This is a genomic window from Geodermatophilus sp. SYSU D00965, from assembly GCF_054050075.1.
On the sequence record NZ_JBJGYQ010000032.1, the window covers coordinates 1 to 16,322 of the forward strand.

General features: G+C 76.9%; 19 protein-coding genes and 1 pseudogene. 11 read left to right on the forward strand and 9 right to left on the reverse strand.

Annotation, left to right across the window (positions count from 1 at the left end):
* The first annotated feature begins 132 nt into the window (after positions 1 to 132).
* Positions 133 to 1,182, forward strand: coding sequence for a 2,3-butanediol dehydrogenase (locus ACI789_RS22675; RefSeq protein ID WP_457011749.1), 1,050 nt, complete (start codon positions 133 to 135; stop codon positions 1,180 to 1,182).
* Between the two features lie 175 nt (positions 1,183 to 1,357).
* Positions 1,358 to 2,209: a cold-shock protein gene (locus ACI789_RS22680; protein WP_457011750.1), complete on the forward strand. Its 852-nt coding sequence runs from the start codon at positions 1,358 to 1,360 to the stop codon at positions 2,207 to 2,209.
* Between the two features lie 272 nt (positions 2,210 to 2,481).
* On the opposite strand, the gene ACI789_RS22685 is transcribed toward ACI789_RS22680, so the two are convergent.
* Entirely contained in the window at positions 2,482 to 2,637 is a 156-nt protein-coding gene (locus ACI789_RS22685) for a hypothetical protein (protein WP_457011751.1), read from the reverse strand.
* 183 nt (positions 2,638 to 2,820) lie between these two features.
* Between ACI789_RS22685 and ACI789_RS22690 the strand changes: the two genes are divergently transcribed.
* Positions 2,821 to 3,012, forward strand: coding sequence for a hypothetical protein (locus tag ACI789_RS22690; RefSeq protein ID WP_457011752.1), 192 nt, complete (start codon positions 2,821 to 2,823; stop codon positions 3,010 to 3,012).
* A gap of 12 nt (positions 3,013 to 3,024) precedes the next feature.
* Here the strand turns inward: ACI789_RS22690 and ACI789_RS22695 are convergent, their stop codons facing one another.
* A complete protein-coding gene (locus ACI789_RS22695; protein ID WP_457011753.1) occupies positions 3,025 to 3,570 on the reverse strand; it encodes a TIGR03086 family metal-binding protein in 546 nt (181 codons plus the stop codon).
* A gap of 34 nt (positions 3,571 to 3,604) precedes the next feature.
* Here ACI789_RS22695 and ACI789_RS22700 point away from each other — a divergent pair, with 34 nt between their 5' ends.
* On the forward strand, positions 3,605 to 4,444 hold the full coding sequence (locus ACI789_RS22700) for a helix-turn-helix domain-containing protein (protein WP_457011755.1): 840 nt from the start codon (positions 3,605 to 3,607) through the stop codon (positions 4,442 to 4,444).
* A 42-nt stretch (positions 4,445 to 4,486) separates the two neighbouring features.
* Here the strand turns inward: ACI789_RS22700 and ACI789_RS22705 are convergent, their stop codons facing one another.
* Positions 4,487 to 5,074, reverse strand: coding sequence for a hypothetical protein (locus ACI789_RS22705; protein WP_457011757.1), 588 nt, complete (start codon positions 5,072 to 5,074; stop codon positions 4,487 to 4,489).
* Positions 5,075 to 5,179: 105 nt separating this feature from the next.
* A complete protein-coding gene (locus ACI789_RS22710) occupies positions 5,180 to 6,556 on the reverse strand; it encodes an FAD-dependent oxidoreductase (RefSeq protein ID WP_457011758.1) in 1,377 nt (458 codons plus the stop codon).
* 79 nt (positions 6,557 to 6,635) lie between these two features.
* Here ACI789_RS22710 and ACI789_RS22715 point away from each other — a divergent pair, with 79 nt between their 5' ends.
* Positions 6,636 to 6,785, forward strand: a complete 150-nt coding sequence (locus tag ACI789_RS22715) for a hypothetical protein (RefSeq protein WP_456921140.1) — start codon at positions 6,636 to 6,638, stop codon at positions 6,783 to 6,785.
* A 116-nt stretch (positions 6,786 to 6,901) separates the two neighbouring features.
* Positions 6,902 to 7,483: an endonuclease V gene (locus ACI789_RS22720; RefSeq protein WP_457011759.1), complete on the forward strand. Its 582-nt coding sequence runs from the start codon at positions 6,902 to 6,904 to the stop codon at positions 7,481 to 7,483.
* On the opposite strand, the gene ACI789_RS22725 is transcribed toward ACI789_RS22720, so the two are convergent.
* Positions 7,440 to 8,918, reverse strand: a complete 1,479-nt coding sequence (locus tag ACI789_RS22725; RefSeq protein ID WP_457011760.1) for a tannase/feruloyl esterase family alpha/beta hydrolase — start codon at positions 8,916 to 8,918, stop codon at positions 7,440 to 7,442. The two genes, ACI789_RS22720 and ACI789_RS22725, sit on opposite strands and share 44 nt — an antisense overlap.
* Before the next feature lie 47 nt (positions 8,919 to 8,965).
* Positions 8,966 to 9,436 (reverse strand): winged helix-turn-helix transcriptional regulator, encoded by a 471-nt coding sequence (locus tag ACI789_RS22730; RefSeq protein WP_456921138.1) that lies wholly within the window; start codon positions 9,434 to 9,436, stop codon positions 8,966 to 8,968.
* 83 nt (positions 9,437 to 9,519) lie between these two features.
* On the opposite strand from ACI789_RS22730, the gene ACI789_RS22735 reads away from it, so the two are divergent.
* The gene (locus tag ACI789_RS22735; protein WP_457011762.1) at positions 9,520 to 10,017 is read left to right on the forward strand and encodes an N-acetyltransferase family protein; all 498 of its coding nucleotides are present in this window, start codon (positions 9,520 to 9,522) and stop codon (positions 10,015 to 10,017) included.
* Here ACI789_RS22735 and mug read toward each other — a convergent pair.
* On the reverse strand, positions 9,966 to 10,544 hold the full coding sequence (gene mug, locus ACI789_RS22740) for a G/U mismatch-specific DNA glycosylase (RefSeq protein ID WP_457011763.1): 579 nt from the start codon (positions 10,542 to 10,544) through the stop codon (positions 9,966 to 9,968). The two genes, ACI789_RS22735 and mug, sit on opposite strands and share 52 nt — an antisense overlap.
* A gap of 84 nt (positions 10,545 to 10,628) precedes the next feature.
* Between mug and ACI789_RS22745 the strand changes: the two genes are divergently transcribed.
* Positions 10,629 to 11,459 carry an alpha/beta hydrolase fold domain-containing protein gene (locus ACI789_RS22745; RefSeq protein ID WP_457011764.1) on the forward strand — a complete coding sequence of 277 codons (831 nt, stop codon included), beginning with the start codon at positions 10,629 to 10,631 and terminating at the stop codon, positions 11,457 to 11,459.
* On the opposite strand, the gene ACI789_RS22750 is transcribed toward ACI789_RS22745, so the two are convergent.
* Positions 11,422 to 11,904, reverse strand: a complete 483-nt coding sequence (locus ACI789_RS22750; protein ID WP_457011766.1) for a nitroreductase/quinone reductase family protein — start codon at positions 11,902 to 11,904, stop codon at positions 11,422 to 11,424. The two genes, ACI789_RS22745 and ACI789_RS22750, sit on opposite strands and share 38 nt — an antisense overlap.
* Before the next feature lie 120 nt (positions 11,905 to 12,024).
* On the opposite strand from ACI789_RS22750, the gene ACI789_RS22755 reads away from it, so the two are divergent.
* A complete protein-coding gene (locus ACI789_RS22755; protein WP_457011767.1) occupies positions 12,025 to 12,492 on the forward strand; it encodes a RidA family protein in 468 nt (155 codons plus the stop codon).
* A 53-nt stretch (positions 12,493 to 12,545) separates the two neighbouring features.
* Here the strand turns inward: ACI789_RS22755 and ACI789_RS22760 are convergent.
* Positions 12,546 to 13,763, reverse strand: a pseudogene (locus ACI789_RS22760) (ScyD/ScyE family protein); the annotation flags it as partial.
* Between ACI789_RS22760 and ACI789_RS22765 the strand changes: the two are divergent.
* A complete protein-coding gene (locus ACI789_RS22765; RefSeq protein ID WP_457011768.1) occupies positions 13,762 to 15,126 on the forward strand; it encodes an FAD-binding oxidoreductase in 1,365 nt (454 codons plus the stop codon). The pseudogene ACI789_RS22760 and the gene ACI789_RS22765 overlap by 2 nt on opposite strands.
* Before the next feature lie 97 nt (positions 15,127 to 15,223).
* On the forward strand, positions 15,224 to 16,303 hold the full coding sequence (locus ACI789_RS22770) for an LLM class flavin-dependent oxidoreductase (protein ID WP_457011769.1): 1,080 nt from the start codon (positions 15,224 to 15,226) through the stop codon (positions 16,301 to 16,303).
* Positions 16,304 to 16,322 lie beyond the last annotated feature (19 nt).

Sequence of the window (16,322 nt, forward strand, 5' to 3'; positions counted from 1 at the left end):
CCCCCGGCCCCCCCCACCCCGGCAGCGCCCCGCCCCCCCGCCCCCCCCCCCCCCCCCCCCCCCCCCCCCCCCCCCCCCCCCCCCCCCCCCCCCCCCCCCCCCCCCCGCCCCCCACCCCCCGAGGAGGACACCGTGAGGGCAGCCCGGTTCCACGCACAGGAGGACGTCCGCATCGAGGACGTCGCCGAACCCTCGCCCGGCCCCGGTCAGGTGAAGCTGCGCAACGCCTATGCCGGCATCTGCGGGTCGGACCTGCACGTCTTCTACTCGCCGGAGAACTCCGGCCTGGACTACACGCAGCCGCATCCCCTCACCGGGTCGATGCCCCCGCAGGTGCTCGGCCACGAGTTCTCCGGCACCGTCGTCGACCTCGGCGACGGGGTCGACGGGGTGGCGGTCGGCGACCGGGTCGCCGTCTGGCCGGTCTACTCCTGCGGGACGTGCGCGGCCTGTCGCAAGGGCATGGTCAACACCTGCCGCAGCTTCGGCTTCCACGGGCTGACCAGCGACGGCGGCGGCATGGCCGAGTACACGACGGTGCCCGCGACCATGCTGCACCGGCTGCCCGACGCGGTGGACCTGCGCATGGGTGCCCTCGTCGAGCCCATGTCGGTCGCCTGGCACGCCGTCGACGTCAGCGGGGTCCGGCCGGGCGGGTCGGCCCTGGTCGCGGGAGCCGGCCCGATCGGCATCGGCCTGTACTTCGCGCTGCGGGCCCGCGGGGTGACCGACGTCGTCGTCTCCGAGCCGAGCGCGGCCCGGCGCGCAGCGGTGCAGCGGCTCGGCGCGCCGCACGTCGTCGACCCCACGGCCGACGACCTCGCCGCGGTCGTCGCCGAGGTCACCGGCGGGGACGGGGTGGACGTCGCCTTCGACGCCGCCGGCGCCGGCGCGGCGGTGACCGCGGCGGTCGGGCTGCTCGCCCCGGCCGGCCGGCTGGTGGTCGTGGCGCTGCACGAGAAGGGCTTCGAGTTCAACCCGTCGGTGCTGGTGTTCGGCGAGACCTCGATGACCGGGGCCCTGGCCTACCTGCCGCGCGACTTCGACGCCGTCATCGCCGCCATGGCCGAGGGGCGCTACGACCCGACCGGGTGGGTGGAGGAGATCGCCGTCGACGACCTCGTGGGGGCCTTCGGCCGGCTGCGCCACGGGGACGGGATGAAGATCCTGGTCAGGGTCTGACCGCACCCTGGCGGCGGCCGCCGGGCCCGCCCGGGAGATCCGCGATCCACGGGGGTGCGCGAAGTCCCGTCGGACGGGTAAGGCACGCTGCCAGTACCGCGCACGAGCCGGAGAGAGGCCCGCGCGGGCGGTCGGCGGGACGGACCCGCCGACGCGAGGGGTGCAGGAGCAAGAGATGCCGCAGGGCACGGTGAAGTGGTTCAACGCCGAGAAGGGCTTCGGGTTCATCGAGGCCGACGAGGGCGGGCCGGACGTGTTCGTCCACTTCTCGGCCATCGCCGACACGGGCGGCTACCGCAGCCTCGACGAGGGCCAGCGGGTGGAGTACGAGACCAGCCAGGGCCAGCGGGGCCCCCAGGCCGAGGACGTCCGGCCGCTGGGCGGTGGCCGTCCTCAGCGGGAGGCGCCGCCCCGCGACCGTGACCGGGGCGGCGACCGGGGCGGGGACCGGGGCCGGCCGTCCTCGCGCGGGGGCGGGCGCAGCACGGGCACCGTGTCGTGGTTCAACGCCGAGAAGGGCTTCGGGTTCATCGCCCCCGACGACGGCTCGGCCGACGTCTTCGTCCACTTCTCGGCCATCGCCGACACCGGCGGCTACCGCAGCCTCGACGAGGGCCAGCGGGTGGACTTCCAGACGACCCAGGGCCAGCGCGGCCCGCAGGCCGAGGACGTCCGCCCCGAGGGGGGCGCGGGGGGCGGGTCCCGCGGCCGGGACGGCGGCTACCGCGACTCGGGTGGCCGGGACGGCGGCTACCGCGACTCGGGGTACCGCGACAGCGGTCCGCGGGAGAGCGGCGGCCGGCGCTCCGGCGGCGGCGGGCGCGCCCGCGGCACGGTGAAGTGGTTCAACGCCGAGAAGGGCTTCGGGTTCATCGAGCCCGACGACGGCGGGCCGGACGTGTTCGTGCACTTCTCGGCCATCGCCGACCGCGGCGGCTACCGCAGCCTCGACGAGGGCCAGCGGGTCGAGTTCGAGACGACCCAGGGCCAGCGCGGCCCGCAGGCCGAGGACGTCTCGGGCGTCTGACCGACCGCGGGGGGGGGGGGCCCGCCCCCCGGGGGGGCCCCCGGGGGGGGGGGGGGGGGGGGGCGCCGCGGCCGGACTCCCGCCCCCCACACTCCGCCCGCCCCCCCCCCCCCCCCCCCCCCCCCCCCCCCCCCCCCCCCCCCCCCCCCCCCCCCCCCCCCCCCCCCCCCCCCCCCCCCCCCCGCCCCCGCCCCCCCCCGCCCCCCCCCCCCCCCCCCCCCCCCCCCCCCCCCCCCCCCCCCCCCTGGCCGGGGGGCGTTCCCCCCGGCCGGTCACTCGCCCGGCGCCGTCCCCTGGCCCATCGCGTCGTCGACCGCGGTCTCGCCCTGCGTGCGGCCGCCGCCGGCGCGCTCCGGGTGCTGCCCGGGGCTGTCGGACGAGCCCTCCTGCTCCTGGCCCTGCTGCGCGGCGTCCGTCGGCTCGCTCATCTGGTCCTCCTCGTGTGCTGTCCCCACCGGTTCGCGGCCGTCCGGGCCCGGACCCGGTCGCGCCGGGCGGCCCGGACTCGCGCATACCCGGCCCCGGTGGGGTTGAGCCCCGGAACGCGGGTACTACTGCGGCAGAGCCCCGGGCGAGACGGTCCCGGATCCGTGCCTCGCCAGGGAGCCGCCATGCTCTCCACTGCCCTGCCCGTGTCCGAGATCGACCTGCTGATCGCCGAGGCCCACCGTGACCTGGGGGTCGCCCGCTCGGAGTTCACCGACTCGCCCAGCATCGCCGCCTTCACCGCCTGCCAGGCCGCCGAGGCCCGCCTCAACGAGTGGCTCGAGGCGCGCTGGGCCCTCACCCGCCCCGCGGCCTGAGCGCCGCGCCGGTCAGGCCCGCCCGAGGCGGGCCAGCACGCGGGTCGCCCGGTCGGCGCCGGCGGGCGCCTCGACCGCCGGCCGGCAGATGCCCTCGCTGTAGAGGGCGTCCCCGAAGCCCTCGGCCCCCTGCTCGATCCGGTCGAGCTCGTCGTCGGTGAACCCGGCGTCGATGCCCGCGGCCCGGGCCACGTCCCAGCGGTGCACGAGCATGTCCCAGACGTAGAACCGCTCGAGGGTGGCGCCGACGGTCGTGGGGCCGAAGTACCCGTCGAACTCCGCGCCGGCGACGGCGTCGTCGGCGACCGCGCCGGAGACCCGTTCGGCGTGCCGGCGCCACGCGCCGGCCGGGTCGGCGTCGACGTCCGGGGCCTCCCCCAGGTCGACGCCGTGCCCGGTCAGGAACTCCCGCTGGGTCTCCACCAGGTGCCGGACGACGTCCCGGGCCGCCCACCCGGCGCAGGGCGACGGTGCGGTCCACCGGTCGGCGGGGACGGCGTCCAGGACGGCGGTCAGCGGGCGGTCGGCGGCCTCGTACGAGCTCGCGGTGTCGGTCATGGCCGAACGTTGACCACGGCAGGGTGGGGTCTTGATGAAACCCGACACCGCCCGGGCGGTCCCGCTGGACGCGATCGAGCGGGCCCACCTGCGCGATCCCCGCGACGGGTCGCACGTGATGCACCGGTACGCGGCCGACCCGGAGTTCGCCGGACTGCTCCAGCGGTTCTGGATCCCGGTCTGGTCGGTGCCGCCCGGCGCCGAGGCACCGCAGCGCGTGCTGCAGTACCCGGTGACGCTGCTGGTCGTCTCCGCGGGGTACGCGCGCTTCTACGGCGTCGTCTCGGGCCTGTCCACGACCACGCTCACCGGGGACGGCTGGGCGGTCGGGCTCATGTGCGCGCCGGCGGCCGGGTACCTCCTGGCCCGGGAGCCCCTGGCGGCCTACACCGACCGGTACGTCGACCTGGCCGAGGTCCTGGGTGCCGAGGGGAGCCGGCTCGTCGACCGGGTGCGCACCGCCATGGCGCCCGCCCCGGCCGCGCCCGCCGCGCACCGGGCGGCGATGGACGCCTTCGGCGACGCGCTGCGCCCGCTGCTCCCCGTCGACGCCGAGGGCGACCTGGTCAACCGGGTGGTCGCCTTCGTCGAGGGGGACGCCGGGGTGACCCGCGTGGCGCAGGTCTGCGCCGAGTTCGGGCTCTCGGAGCGGGCCCTGCAGCGGCTGGTGCACCGCCGGCTCGGGCTGACGCCGAAGTGGCTCATCCAGCGACGCCGGCTGCAGGAGGCGGCGGAGCGTCTCCGCAGCCGGTCCACCACCCTGGCGGAGGTGGCCGCCGTCCTCGGGTACGCCGACCAGGCCCACTTCAGCCGCGACTTCGCGCGGGTCACCGCGATGACGCCGCGCGCGTTCGCCACGCGCTACGCGGGTTGACGCGGGCCGGCCTGCGCCCGCGGCAGGCTCCCGGCGTCGAGGTCAGCGGCGCACCAGCCGGGCGAGGACGCCTTGGGCGGTGGCGGCAGGCCGGTAGGACTGCACGAGCCAGGAGCCGCAGACGATGTTCGCCCCGGCCAGCGCCGGGACGACGAACTGCGTGATCCGCTGGCGCCGCTGCCAGGTCGCGATCTCCTCGGGGGTGCCCGCGGTGGGCAGCGTGGCGTCCTTGACCTCGACGGGCGTGCCGCGCCGCTCGGCCTCCTCCGCCAGCGTGCCGATGCGGCTGCCGCTGTAGGCGGCGTACGCCGTCGCGCCGGCGCCGGCCACGGCCAGGGCGGCCTTGAGCGCACCGACCGACGCGAAGCCCTCCTGGAGCGCGAGCCGGCGGCCGCCGACCTGGGTGAGCCGCAGCCCGGCCAGCAGCGTGGCCGCGATGCCGCCCCACTGCGCCGGGGCGAACCGGCTCCAGGCGGAGTTGGCCACCCGGATGCGGTCGATGCCCTGGCTGAGGTCGCTGCCGGACTTGTTCACCCCGGCGATGCCCATCACCGCGCCGCCGAGCCACAGCGCCGAGCCGAGGTCGTGCACGGCCTGGGCGAGGAAGTGGTTGTCGCTCGTCGTGGTCACGTCTCCCCCTGCGGTCGCTCCCGTCCTGAGCCGCCCTGGTCTACCCGCGGACGCCCCCCGGGTAACGGTTCCCGCCCAGGGCGACGGACCGGGCCCCCTCGGCCGCTACAGCAGCCGCAGGTCGTTCTCCACGGCCTCGAACGCCTTCCGGGCCGCGATGAGCACGGGGTCCCACACCGGGGAGAACGGCGGGGCGTAGGCGAGGTCCAGGGAGAGGACCTGGTCGACGCCCATCTCGTTCCAGATGCAGATCGCCAGCGCGTCGATGCGCTTGGCCGCCGCCTCCCGGCCGACGACCTGGGCGCCGAGCAGCTGCCCGCTGCGCCGCTCGGCGATCATCTTGACCCGGATCGGCTGGGCGCCCGGGAAGTACCCGGCCTTGGTCGTGGAGTCCACCGACGCGGTGACGAAGGAGTACCCGGCCGCGGCCGCCTCGGCCTCGGACAGGCCGGTGCGCGCCACCTCCAGGTCGCAGATCCGGGTGATGGCGGTCCCGATGACGCCCGGGAACGTCGCGTAGCCCCCGCCGATGTTGATCCCCGCCACCCGTCCCTGCTTGTTGGCGTGGGTGCCCAGCGCCACCACGATCGGCTGCCCGGTCAGCCGGTGCCGCGACTCGACGCAGTCCCCGGCGGCCCACACCCCCTCGGCGCGGGTGTGCATCCGCACGTCGACGGCGACGCCGCCGGAGACCCCGAGCGGGATGCCGGCCTCCTCGGCCAGCCGGACGGCCGGCCGCACGCCCAGCCCCAGCACGACCAGGTCGGCGGGCAGCTCCTTGCCGCCGGCGGTGACCACCGCCCGGGCGCGCCCGGTGCGGTCGACCTCGATCGCCGCGACCGGGTCGGAGAGCACCAGCTCGATCCCCTCGCGGCGGACGGCGTCGGCGATGAACTGCCCGACGTCGGGGTCGAAGGTGCCCACCGGCGTGGCCGAGCGGTCGACGACGGTGACCTCGAGCCCGCGGATCCGGCAGGCCTCGGCGATCTCCAGGCCGATGTAGCCGCCGCCCACCACGACCACCCGGCGGACGTCGCCGCTCTCCAGCTCCGCGCGCAGCGCCACGCCGTCGTCGAGCACCTGCACGCCGTACACCCCGGCGGCGTCGATGCCCGGGACCGGCGGGCGCATGGGGACGCTGCCGGTCGCGTAGACCAGCTCGTCGAAGCCCTCGGTCCCCTCGCCACCGCCGTCCAGGTCCCGCCAGTGGACGACGCGGCGGTCCAGGTCGATCCCGACGACCTCGGTGCGCATCCGGACGTCGATGCCCGCGGCCCGGTGCTGCTCGGGGGTGCGGGCGATCAGCTCGGCCTCGGAGTCGACCGCGTCGCTGATCCAGTAGGGGATGCCGCACGCGGAGTAGGACGTCGCCCGCCCGCGCTCGAACATCACGACGTCGAGGTCGCGCTGCCGCTTCTTCGCCTGCGACGCGGCGCTGCCGCCGGCTGCGTCCCCGCCCACCACGACCACCCGCTTGGTCACCCCCGGACCGTAGGGGACCCGGCGGGCGGTCGCCGCTCGACGCGGGATGGCGCGGGCCCGGCCGGGTAGGAGCGGGCCCATGACGACGCCTCCCCTGCCCGGCCCCCAGCCCCCGTCGCCCTCCCCGTCGCCGATGGACCCGGTCTCCCCGCCCGGCCCGGCGCCGGTGCCGCAGCCGGGCCCCACCGACCCGACCGCCCCTCCTCCCGAGGGCCCGCAGCCGGTCTGACCGGTCGGTGGCCGGCCGACGCGGCCGCGGCGGTCGCCGAGCAGCGGCGGCTGGCCGACCGGCGACCGCCGGCCTGGACGCCCGGCGCGACCGCTCCGCTCGTCGCGGCCGCGGTCGTGGTCTCCGGCGGCGGCGAGGAGCGCTGCTGGGCCGCGGCCGTGCTGGCGCGCGGGACGCGGGTCCTGGCCGCGCGGGTCGTCGAGGGGGCCGCGGCGGCGCCCTACGTCCCCTCGCTGCTCGTCCTCCGGGAGGGCCCGCTGCTGGTGACGGCGGTGGAGCACCTGGAGGACTCCCCCGACGTGCTGCTCCTCGCCGCGTCCGGTCGCGACCACCCCCGCCGCGCCGGGCTCGCGCTGCACCTCGGCGCGGTGCTGGGGCTGCCCAGCGTGGGCGTCACCGACGTCCCGCTGCGGGCCCGGGGCCCCGGTCCCGGCCCGCGTCGGGGCGACACCGCGCCCCTGCTGCTGGACGGCGAGGAGGTCGCCCGCTGCGTGCGGACCGCGGCCGGGGTCCGCCCGGTGGTCGCGTCCGCGGCCTGGCGGACGACCGCGGCGACGGCCGCCGACGTCGTGCTGGCCGCGAGCACCGGTACGCGCACGCCGCAGCCGCTGCGGGAGGCCCGCCGGCTGGCCCGCGAGGCGCGGGCCGCGGCGCTCAGTCGCGGTGCGGGGCCAGGCGGGTGCCCTCGGCGCGGGTGAAGCCGGCCGCGTCGTCCGGGTCCCCCTCGCCGGTCCACCGCGCGATGCCCGGGTAGGCGTAGAGCGGGCGGGTCTGCAGCACGGTCCCGTCCTCGGCTGTCCTCGTCGCGACCAGCTCCTCGGGCGCGCGGCCCTCCTCCACCCAGGCCACCAGCGCCTCGAACTGGCCACCCGGCTGGGGTCCGACGCCGCCGCCGCAGTGGCCGACGCCGGGGGCGAGGAACAGCCTGAGGCATTCGTCGGTGCGCTCGGCGCCCATCCGCGCCCGGACCCGCTCGTAGTAGTCGACGGTGCCCTGGAACGGGATGCCGAAGTCGGCGGCGCCGTGCCAGAGCAGCGCCTTCCCACCCCGGTCGGCGAACGCGGTCAGGTCGGGATCGTCGGCGGCCAGGACGGCGGAGTACATCTCCACCGAACGCTCGACGTACGCCTCGAACGCCTCGCGGGTGAGGGTGCGCCAGTCCCAGGCCGGGTCCTGCTCCAGGAACAGCCCGATCCACCACAGGTCGAAGACGAACGGCTGACCGACCAGCTGGCCGTCGACCACCGCAGTGTCGTGCAGGCCGGCGAAGGGCGCGCCGGGGGCCAGGCCGTACCAGAGGAACTCCCCGTCCCGCCGCCGCGGCCCCTGACCGATGAGCCGGACCACCTCGACGTCGGTCTCGGTCAGCGGGCCGTCCGGCGTCGGCAGCCCGACCAGGGCGTCGAGGTCGGGCCGCGCGGCCAGCGGGTCGCCCACCACGCGGTCGCGGACGCCGTCCCCCACGGTGTCGCACTGCTCGATGATCGCGGCCAGCGCCGCCTCGAACTTGGCCGCGGAGACGAAGTTGCCTCGCTCGAGCATGACGAGCTGGCCCCAGATCTGGCCGACCTGCATCCGCGGCCAGTTGATCGCCGGCGCGCCGGAGAGGACGCCGTCGTAGTCGGCCGGGTAGCGCTGCGCCGCCATCAGCCCCTGCCGGCCGCCGGTCGAGCAGCCGTTGAAGTAGGAGTACGCCGGCGGCTGCCCGTAGTACGCGGTCACCACCGCCTTGGCCGCGACCGTCATGTCGTGGATGCCGAGGTGGCCGAAGTCCCGGATGCGCTGCCAGTCCAGCCGACCCCGGCCGTCGAGGGCGAAGGAGGCGGTGGCGTCGGGGTGGCCGGCGTCGGTCGCGGCCGCGGCGTACCCGGCGCGCAGCGGCTCGAGCAGGGACTCCGGGGAGCCGCCGAGGAAGCCGCCCCCACCCACGCCCTGGAAGCGGCCGTTCCACGTCTGCGTGGGCAGGTGCACCCAGACGGTCACGCGGTCGTCGGCCGGCGGGTGGGTGACGGTGAGCTGCACGCGGCAGGACGGCGGGGTCGTCGCGTCCCCCGGGTCGTCGACGACCGAGTCGACGGTCGTGTTCGGCAGCGACAGCGTGGCGAGTCGGCTCGAGGCCCCCGGGACCGGCATGCGGCCGAGTCTGTCAGCGGGCGCCCGGCCGGCCGGCCCCGCTTCCGTCAGCGGGAACGGGCGGCCTCGGCGCCGGCGGGGACGGCGCGCACGTCGCGGGCGCCGGAGAGCTCGTGCCCGGCCTCGCAGACCAGCGCCAGGTGCACCGGCTCGCCGCAGTCGCGGTGCCGCAGCTCCAGCGGCGCGGCGCCCTCCCCGGCGAGGTGGCGGTCGCCCCACTCCATCAGTGCGACCAGCGCCGGGTAGAGGTCGATGCCCTTCTGCGTCAGCCGGTACTCGTGCCGCTGCCGCTCCCCCTGCGCCTGGTAGGGCTCCCGCCGCAGCAGCCCCTGGTCGACCAGGGTGTTCAGCCGGTCGGTGAGCACGGCCCGCGGCGCGCCGAGCACCCGCTGGAAGTCGGCGAACCGGCGCACGCCGAGGAACGCCTCGCGCAGCACGAGCAGGCTCCACTTCTCCCCGACGACGGCCAGCGCGCCCGCGACCGAGCACCGCGACCGGTCCCACAGCGCCTCGCCCACACCGCGATCCTACCTCGCTGGGTTCGCTTGACGAACTCACCCGGACGGAGCAGAGTTCACCTCCCGAACCGAGGAGGTGCGGCATGGACATCGGAGTGCGCACGAGGCCGGTGCGGCCGGACGACGGCCCGCGCTTCTGCCGCCTGTGGAGCCGGCTGTCCCCGGAGACGGTCTACCGCCGGTTCCACGCGCCGCTGCGCCGGCCGCCGGTCGACGCGCTCCCCCACCTGGTCGCCGTGGACCACGACCTGCGGGAGGCGCTGGTCGCCGAGGTGGGCGGCGAGGTCGTCGGGGTGGCCCGCTACGACCGTTCCCCCGCCGACCCGGCGACGGCCGAGGTCGCCGTCGTCGTCGAGGACGGGTGGCAGGGCGTGGGGGTCGGCCGGCAACTGCTGCGGGAGCTGGTCGAGCTGGCCGGACGGCGCGGCGTCGCCACCCTCACCGCCGACGTGCAGGTGGACAACGACCGCGTCGTCGGGCTGGTCCGCCGGCTGCTGCCCGGCGCGTCCCTGACCGCGGCGGACGGCGTCTACGCCGTCTCCGCTCCCGTGGCCCGCGTGCCGGCACCGGTCGGCGCCTGATCCCGGGAGGAGTCCTCGGCGGCCCCTGCTGGTCGCAACTGCCGGTACAGCCGGGCGAGGTCCGGCAGCTGGTAGTGCGCGTTGAGGCCGCTCGGGTTCGGCACCACCCAGGTCTGCGCGCCGCCGATCCGCTCGTCCTGCCGGCCCAGGACGGCGCGCGGCCGGCCGAAGCCGGTCCGGTAGGCGCCCACCCCCAGGACGGCGAGCACCCGCGGCCGGTACCGGGCCACCAGCTCGGCCAGCGCCGCGGCCCCCTCCCGCAGCTCCTCGGGGGTCAGCTCCGCCGCCGTGCGGGTCGGCCGGTCCACCAGGTTGGTCACGCCCAGGCCGTGGCGCGGCAGCTCGCCGTCCTCCTCGGGCGTCATCCGCCGCGGCGTCAGCCCGGCCAGGTGCAGCGCCGGCCAGAAGCGGTTGCCCGGCCGGGCGAAGTGGTGCCCGCGCGCCGCCGACAGCAGCGAGGGGTTGATGCCGCAGAACAGCACGTCCAGGTCCGGCGCGACGACGTCGCGGAGCGGCTTGGCCGGCACCCGGCGAGCGTAACGGCGGGTTGCCGCCCGCTGCCGGACGGTCCAGGCTGGCGCCCGCCCCCGTCCTCGCGTCCCTGGAGCACCATGCCGTCCGCCGCCGTCACCGTCACCCCCGACCTGGTCTACGCCACCCCCGGCGGCGTCGAGCTGTGCCTGGACCTCTACGTGCCCGAGACGCCCCGGCCGGCACCGGTCGCGGTCTACCTCCACGGGGGCGGCTGGCTGCGGGGCACGCGCACCGACCGCGCCGAGGAGCGGCTGGTCCCGGTCGCCGCCGACGGCGTCGCCGTGGCCGCCGTGCAGTACCGGCTCAGCGGCCAGGCCACCTTCCCCGCCCCGCTCGACGACCTCCGGGCCGCCGTCCGGTGGCTGCGCGCCGAGGGGGCGGCCCACGGGGTCGACGCCGCCCGGGTCGGCGCCTGGGGCGCCTCGGCCGGCGGCCACCTCGCCGCCCTGGCCGGCCTGTGCCCCGACGCGCGGGACGGCGAGCTGGGCGACAGCTCGGTGCAGGCGGTCGTGACCTGGTTCCCGGTGACCGACCTGCTCGCCCGCGACACCGACGTCCCGGAGGGGCCGCTGCCGCCGTTCGTCAGCGGCCCGCCGCTGGTGCCCTCGTTCGAGGCCCGCCTGCTCGGGCTGGCGGCCACCGCCGACGACCCGGAGGCGGCCCGCGCGGCCAGCCCGCTCACCCACGTGCACGCCGGGGCGCCGCCGTTCCTCGTCGCCCATGGCGACGCCGACGGGCTCGTCCCGTCCACCCACAGCCGCCGACTGGCCGACGCGCTGCGCCGTGCCGGGGTGCCCACGTCGTTCCTCCTGCTGGGCGGCGCCAACCACGAGGACCCCGCGTTCGACACCCCGGCCGTGCTGGGTGCGGTCAGCGGCTTCCTCCGCGCCGCCCTCGGATCGGCGTGACCGGCTCGCCGACCACCCGGAAGACGGGGACGTCGGCGGCCACCCGCGGGGCGTCGGCCTCCGGTGCGGGCCGGGCTCCGCGGCGGCCGGGCACCAGCTCCAGGTAGCGCCGGATCACCGGCGGGCGCGCCGCGGGCGGCACCTCCTCCAGGCGCACCGGCTCCCGGCGCCCGTGCCGCAGCACCGCGCGACCGCCCGCGGCCCGCACGTTCCGCACCCAGCCGGTGTCCTCGCCGCGCAGGGCGACCAGGTACCGCTCCCCGTCGAGGGGGGCGACGACCAGCGGGGACGACGTCGCGCGGCCGGTGCGCCGTCCCCGCACCTCCAGGGTCACCCACCGGGGCCGGACGCCGTCCTCCCCGACCGCCCTCCACCCGCGGTGCACGGCCCGGACCAGCCGTCCCCGCCGGTGCTCTCCCCTCGCCCATCGGGTGTGCAGCGCCATCGTGGCCTCCTCCCACCCCTCCAGCGTGGGCGGTGGGACCCGGGACCTCCAGGGCCGGAGGTCGCGGAGCGGGACGCCGGCCCGTTGATGACGCCGGGGGCCGGAGGACAGGGTGGGCCCATGACCGTCGACGACCGGCTGCGCGAGCTCGGCATCGAGCTGCCCGAGCCGCTGAGCCCCCGCGCCCACTACGCGCCGGCCACCCGCGCCGGGGACCTGCTCTTCCTCTCCGGGGTGGGGCCGGTGCGGCCGGACGGCACCCTGCTCACCGGCAAGGTCGGCGAGCGCGCGCTGGACCTGGAGACCGGCCGGGAGGCGGCCCGGCTGGCCGGCCTGCAGATCCTCGCGAGGCTGCGGACCGAGCTCGGCGACCTCGGCCGGGTCCGGCAGGTGCTGAAGCTGTTCGGCATGGTGAACTGCGCGCCGGGGTTCACGGAGGTCCCCGCGGTGGTCGACGGCTGCTCCGACCTGCTCACCGACGTCCTCGGCGACGCCGGACTCGCCGCCCGCTCGGCGGTGGGCATGGCCGAGCTGCCCTTCGGCATCGCGGTGGAGGTCGACGCCGTCGTCCTCGTCGCGGCCGGCTGAGGCCGGCCCGGCTCAGGAGGCGGGCTCGAAGGCGTCGTCGCCACGCGCACCAGCTCGCCGCGGCCCGGCTGGCCGAGCAGGCCGGCGATGCTCCACGCCGAGGCGTACAGGTCGCCGTCGTCGAGCAGCAGCCCGGTCGGCAGGGTGACCTGCGCGTGGGTCCGCTCGTCGTCGGTCACCCGGACCAGCTGTCCGACCGGCGTCGGGTCGAAGTCGGGGGCCGGCTCGCCCGCGGGAGCGCCCTCCAGCAGCTCGGAGACGGTGACCGTCCCGTCGTCGTCGACCTGGATGCCGGTGAGCGGGTCGAGGTCCTCGATGACCTCCTCCTGCTCGCCGTCCGGGGAGAGGACGTACACGCGGCCGGCACCGGGGACCTCGGAGCCCAGGGTGCTCACGTAGACCCGCCCGTCCGGGCCGCGGGCCACGCCGGTGGGCACCGGGTCGCAGCCGACGGTGCCGGGGTTGTTCGGGACCTCGCCGCAGGCGGCGACCTCGTCGGGGCTCACCACCGGTGGCACGAAGAACGTGGAGATCTCCCCGGAGTCCCGGTCGACCGACAGGACGGTGTTGGCGCCGGCGTCGGCCACCAGGACCCGGGATCGCTGCACGAGGACGGCGAACGGGTTCGACAGCGAGTCGACCAGCACCCCGTCGACGAGCTGCGTCTGCCCGTCGGGATTGTCCTCCAGCTCGTAGGCGAGGGTGTCGACGGTCCGCAGCACCTGGCCGTCGGTGGCGGTCACCAGCAGGCCGGGGCCGCCCTGCCCGACGGCCGGCGGCTCGGGCGGCAGGCCCTCGCCCTCCTCCGGTGGCCCGGCCTCGCCCGCCGCGATCCAGATCTCGCCGCGCCGGTACCCCACGCCCTGCGGGTTGACCAGGCCGGTCACCACGGCCTCGACCGTGCCTTCGGAGGGGTCGACGGAGGACACCTCGCCGGTGTCGGACTCGGCGACCAGCAGCCGGCCGTCGGTGTACTCGGCGACCTGGCGGGGACCGTCCAGGCTGCCGGCCACGGTGGTGACGCCCTCCTGGGCGCCGGCCGCGGCGGCCGGCACGGTCACCAGCGCGAGGGCGGCGGCCCCGACGACGGTCATCCGGTGCGTCCTCATGGGTGCCTCCTCGCAGTGGCGGGCCAGGCGCAGGCCAGGGCCGTCAGCCGCAGGCGATGACCGGCGATCCGGAGCTGCCTGGTGTCGCGGCGCGCGCCGTCGCGGGCGGTGGTCGCGCGGGTGACCGCCGTCCCCGGCGCGCCGGTGGTTGGCTGCTGCCATGGACGAGGGTGCGGTGCGCCGGCTGGTGGAGTCCCTGCCCGAGGGGGTGGTCGTCACCGATCCCGCGCGGACGGAGAAGTACCGGCAGGACTGGACGCGGGCGGCCGACGCCGGGCAGCCGGTCGCCGTCGTCCGCGCCGAGGACGTTGGCCAGGTGCAGACGGCGCTGCGGTGGGCGAGCGAGCACCGGGTGCCGGTTGTCCCCCGGGGTGCGGGCACCGGCCTGGCCGGCGGCGCGACCGCGGTGCCGGGCTGCCTGGTGGTGTGCACCGAGCGGATGACCGGGATCGAGGTCGACCCGGTCACCCGGGTGGCGGTCGTGGAGTCCGGCGCCCTCAACGTCGCGGTCAAGGAGGCCGCCGCCGTCCACGGGCTGTGGTACCCGCCGGACCCGGGCTCCTTCCGCATCTCCACCATCGGGGGCAACGTCGCCACCGACGCCGGCGGCATCTGCTGCGTCAAGTACGGCGTCACCAGCGACTACGTCCTCGGGCTCGACGTCGTCCTGCCCGACGGGCGGCTGGTCACCCTGGGCGGCCGGACGGTCAAGGACGTCGCCGGCCTGCCGCTGCTGCCGCTGTTCGTGGGCAGCGAGGGGACCCTCGGCGTGGTGACCCGGGTGGTGCTGCGGCTGGTCCCGGCGCAGGAGCCGGCGGCCACCGTCGTCGCCTGGTTCGACACCCCGGCCGACGCCGGCGCCGCGGTCGCCGCGATGGGCGCCCGCGTGCGCCCGTCGATGGTGGAGCTGCTCGACCGGGCGGCGGTGAACGCGGTCGAGGACTTCCGCCCGATGGGGCTGGACCGCACCGCCGGCGCGCTGCTCATCGCCCAGTCCGACGCCCCCGGCGCGGCCCGCGCGCAGGAGGTCGCGGTCATCGCCGGGTGCTGCCGGGCCGCCGGCGCCCGCGAGGTGCTGGAGACCGACGACCCCGCCGAGGGCGAGGCGTTCCTGGAGGCGCGGCGGGCGACCGGGCCGGCCATCGACGCCCGCGGCGCGGTGATGCCCGAGGACGTCTGCGTCCCGGTCGACCGGCTGCCGGCCGTGCTCGAGCGCATCGCGGCGATCGCCGCCGAGCACGACGTCGAGATCCCCGTCTTCGCGCACGCCGGGGACGGCAACCTGCACCCGGCGATCCTCTACGTGCCCGGCGACGCCGACAGCGTCGTCCGGGCGCGGGCCGCGTTCGACGCGATCCTGCGCACGGCGATCGAGGCGGGCGGCACCATCACCGGTGAGCACGGTGTCGGCCGGGCCAAGGTCGCGGCGCTGGCCGAGCAGGTCGGTCCCGACGTCCTCGACCTCGCCGCCCGCGTCCGGGCCGCGGTCGACCCGCTCGGGATCATGAACCCCGGCGTCGGCTGAGGAAGTCTTCCGCCTGGCCGGAGAGCAGGACGGCCGGGGGCCGGGTGCTCCGTAGCGTCGCTCGGGAGACGCGGATCACACCGGGAGGACGGGCGCAGTGGACCTCAGCATCGGGATCAACCTCGGCTTCGGGAAGCTCGACCCCGAGCTCACCGACGAGCAGGTGTACGCCGGCGAGATCGACCTGGCCGTGCGCGCCGAGGCCCTCGGCTACGACAGCGTCTGGGCCGTCGAGCACCACTTCGAGGACTACTCGCTGTGCCCCGACAACCTGCTGCTGCTGTCCCACGTCGCGGGTCGGACGTCGCACGTCAAGCTCGGCACCGGCGCGGTGATCGTGCCGTGGAACGACCCGCTGCGGGTGGCCGAGAAGGCGCTGATGCTCGACACCATCTCCGGCGGCCGCGTGCTGCTGGGGCTCGGGCGCGGGCTGTCGCGCCGGGAGTACGTGCCCTTCCGCGTCCCGCTGGACGAGACCCGCGACCGCTTCGACGAGGCCGCGCCGATGATCTTCGAGGCGCTGGAGACCGGCGTCATCGAGGGCGACGGGCCGTTCTACCCGCAGCCGCGCGCCGAACTGCGCCCGCGCCCGCGCGGCAGCTTCCGCGGCCGCCGCTACGTCGTGGCCGGCTCGCCGGACTCGCTGGTCATGGCGGCGAAGCTCGAGGCGCAGATGATGTCGTTCATCGTCCGCCCGGTGCCGGCCCTGATGGCCAACTTCACCCGCTACCGCGAGCTGTTCGAAGCCGAGCACGGCCGGGTGGCCCCGCCGATCTCGCTCAACGTCAACATGTACTGCCACGAGGACGACGAGCTCGCCCGCGAGCGGCACTTCCGGTACGTCGACCGGTTCTTCATGTCCAACGTCGACCACTACGAGATGGCCGGCGAGCACTTCGCCACCACCAAGGGCCACGAGCGCTACGCGGAGAGCGCGGCGTACTTCCGCGAGATCGGGCTGGAGAAGGCCGCGAACGACTACGCCGCGACCGCGCTGTGGGGCGACCCAGAGCGCATCCTCGGCCAGATCGAGGCGATCCGCGACGTCCTCGGCGACTACGAGCTGGTCGTGGCGCCGTGCTTCGGTGGCATGCCCTACGACCAGGCCCGCGAGAGCCTGGCGCTGTTCGCCCGCGAGGTCATGCCCAAGGCGCGGGGCCTGCGGGTGGCCGCGTGACGACAGCCTCGGGAGCATC

Bases quoted from the DNA above. Each gene is read 5' to 3' on its own strand.
- ACI789_RS22690 (WP_457011752.1), top strand. From the start codon at position 2,821: ATGCTCTCCACTGCCCTGCCCGTGTCCGAGATCGACCTGCTGATCGCC.
- ACI789_RS22735 (WP_457011762.1), top strand. From the start codon at position 9,520: ATGGACATCGGAGTGCGCACGAGGCCGGTGCGGCCGGACGACGGCCCG.
- ACI789_RS22765 (WP_457011768.1), top strand. From the start codon at position 13,762: ATGGACGAGGGTGCGGTGCGCCGGCTGGTGGAGTCCCTGCCCGAGGGG.
- ACI789_RS22695 (WP_457011753.1), bottom strand. From the start codon at position 3,570: ATGACCGACACCGCGAGCTCGTACGAGGCCGCCGACCGCCCGCTGACC.
- ACI789_RS22680 (WP_457011750.1), top strand. From the start codon at position 1,358: ATGCCGCAGGGCACGGTGAAGTGGTTCAACGCCGAGAAGGGCTTCGGG.
- ACI789_RS22745 (WP_457011764.1), top strand. From the start codon at position 10,629: ATGCCGTCCGCCGCCGTCACCGTCACCCCCGACCTGGTCTACGCCACC.
- ACI789_RS22715 (WP_456921140.1), top strand. From the start codon at position 6,636: ATGACGACGCCTCCCCTGCCCGGCCCCCAGCCCCCGTCGCCCTCCCCG.
- ACI789_RS22750 (WP_457011766.1), bottom strand. From the start codon at position 11,904: ATGGCGCTGCACACCCGATGGGCGAGGGGAGAGCACCGGCGGGGACGG.
- ACI789_RS22725 (WP_457011760.1), bottom strand. From the start codon at position 8,918: ATGCCGGTCCCGGGGGCCTCGAGCCGACTCGCCACGCTGTCGCTGCCG.
- ACI789_RS22700 (WP_457011755.1), top strand. From the start codon at position 3,605: ATGAAACCCGACACCGCCCGGGCGGTCCCGCTGGACGCGATCGAGCGG.
- ACI789_RS22685 (WP_457011751.1), bottom strand. From the start codon at position 2,637: ATGAGCGAGCCGACGGACGCCGCGCAGCAGGGCCAGGAGCAGGAGGGC.
- ACI789_RS22755 (WP_457011767.1), top strand. From the start codon at position 12,025: ATGACCGTCGACGACCGGCTGCGCGAGCTCGGCATCGAGCTGCCCGAG.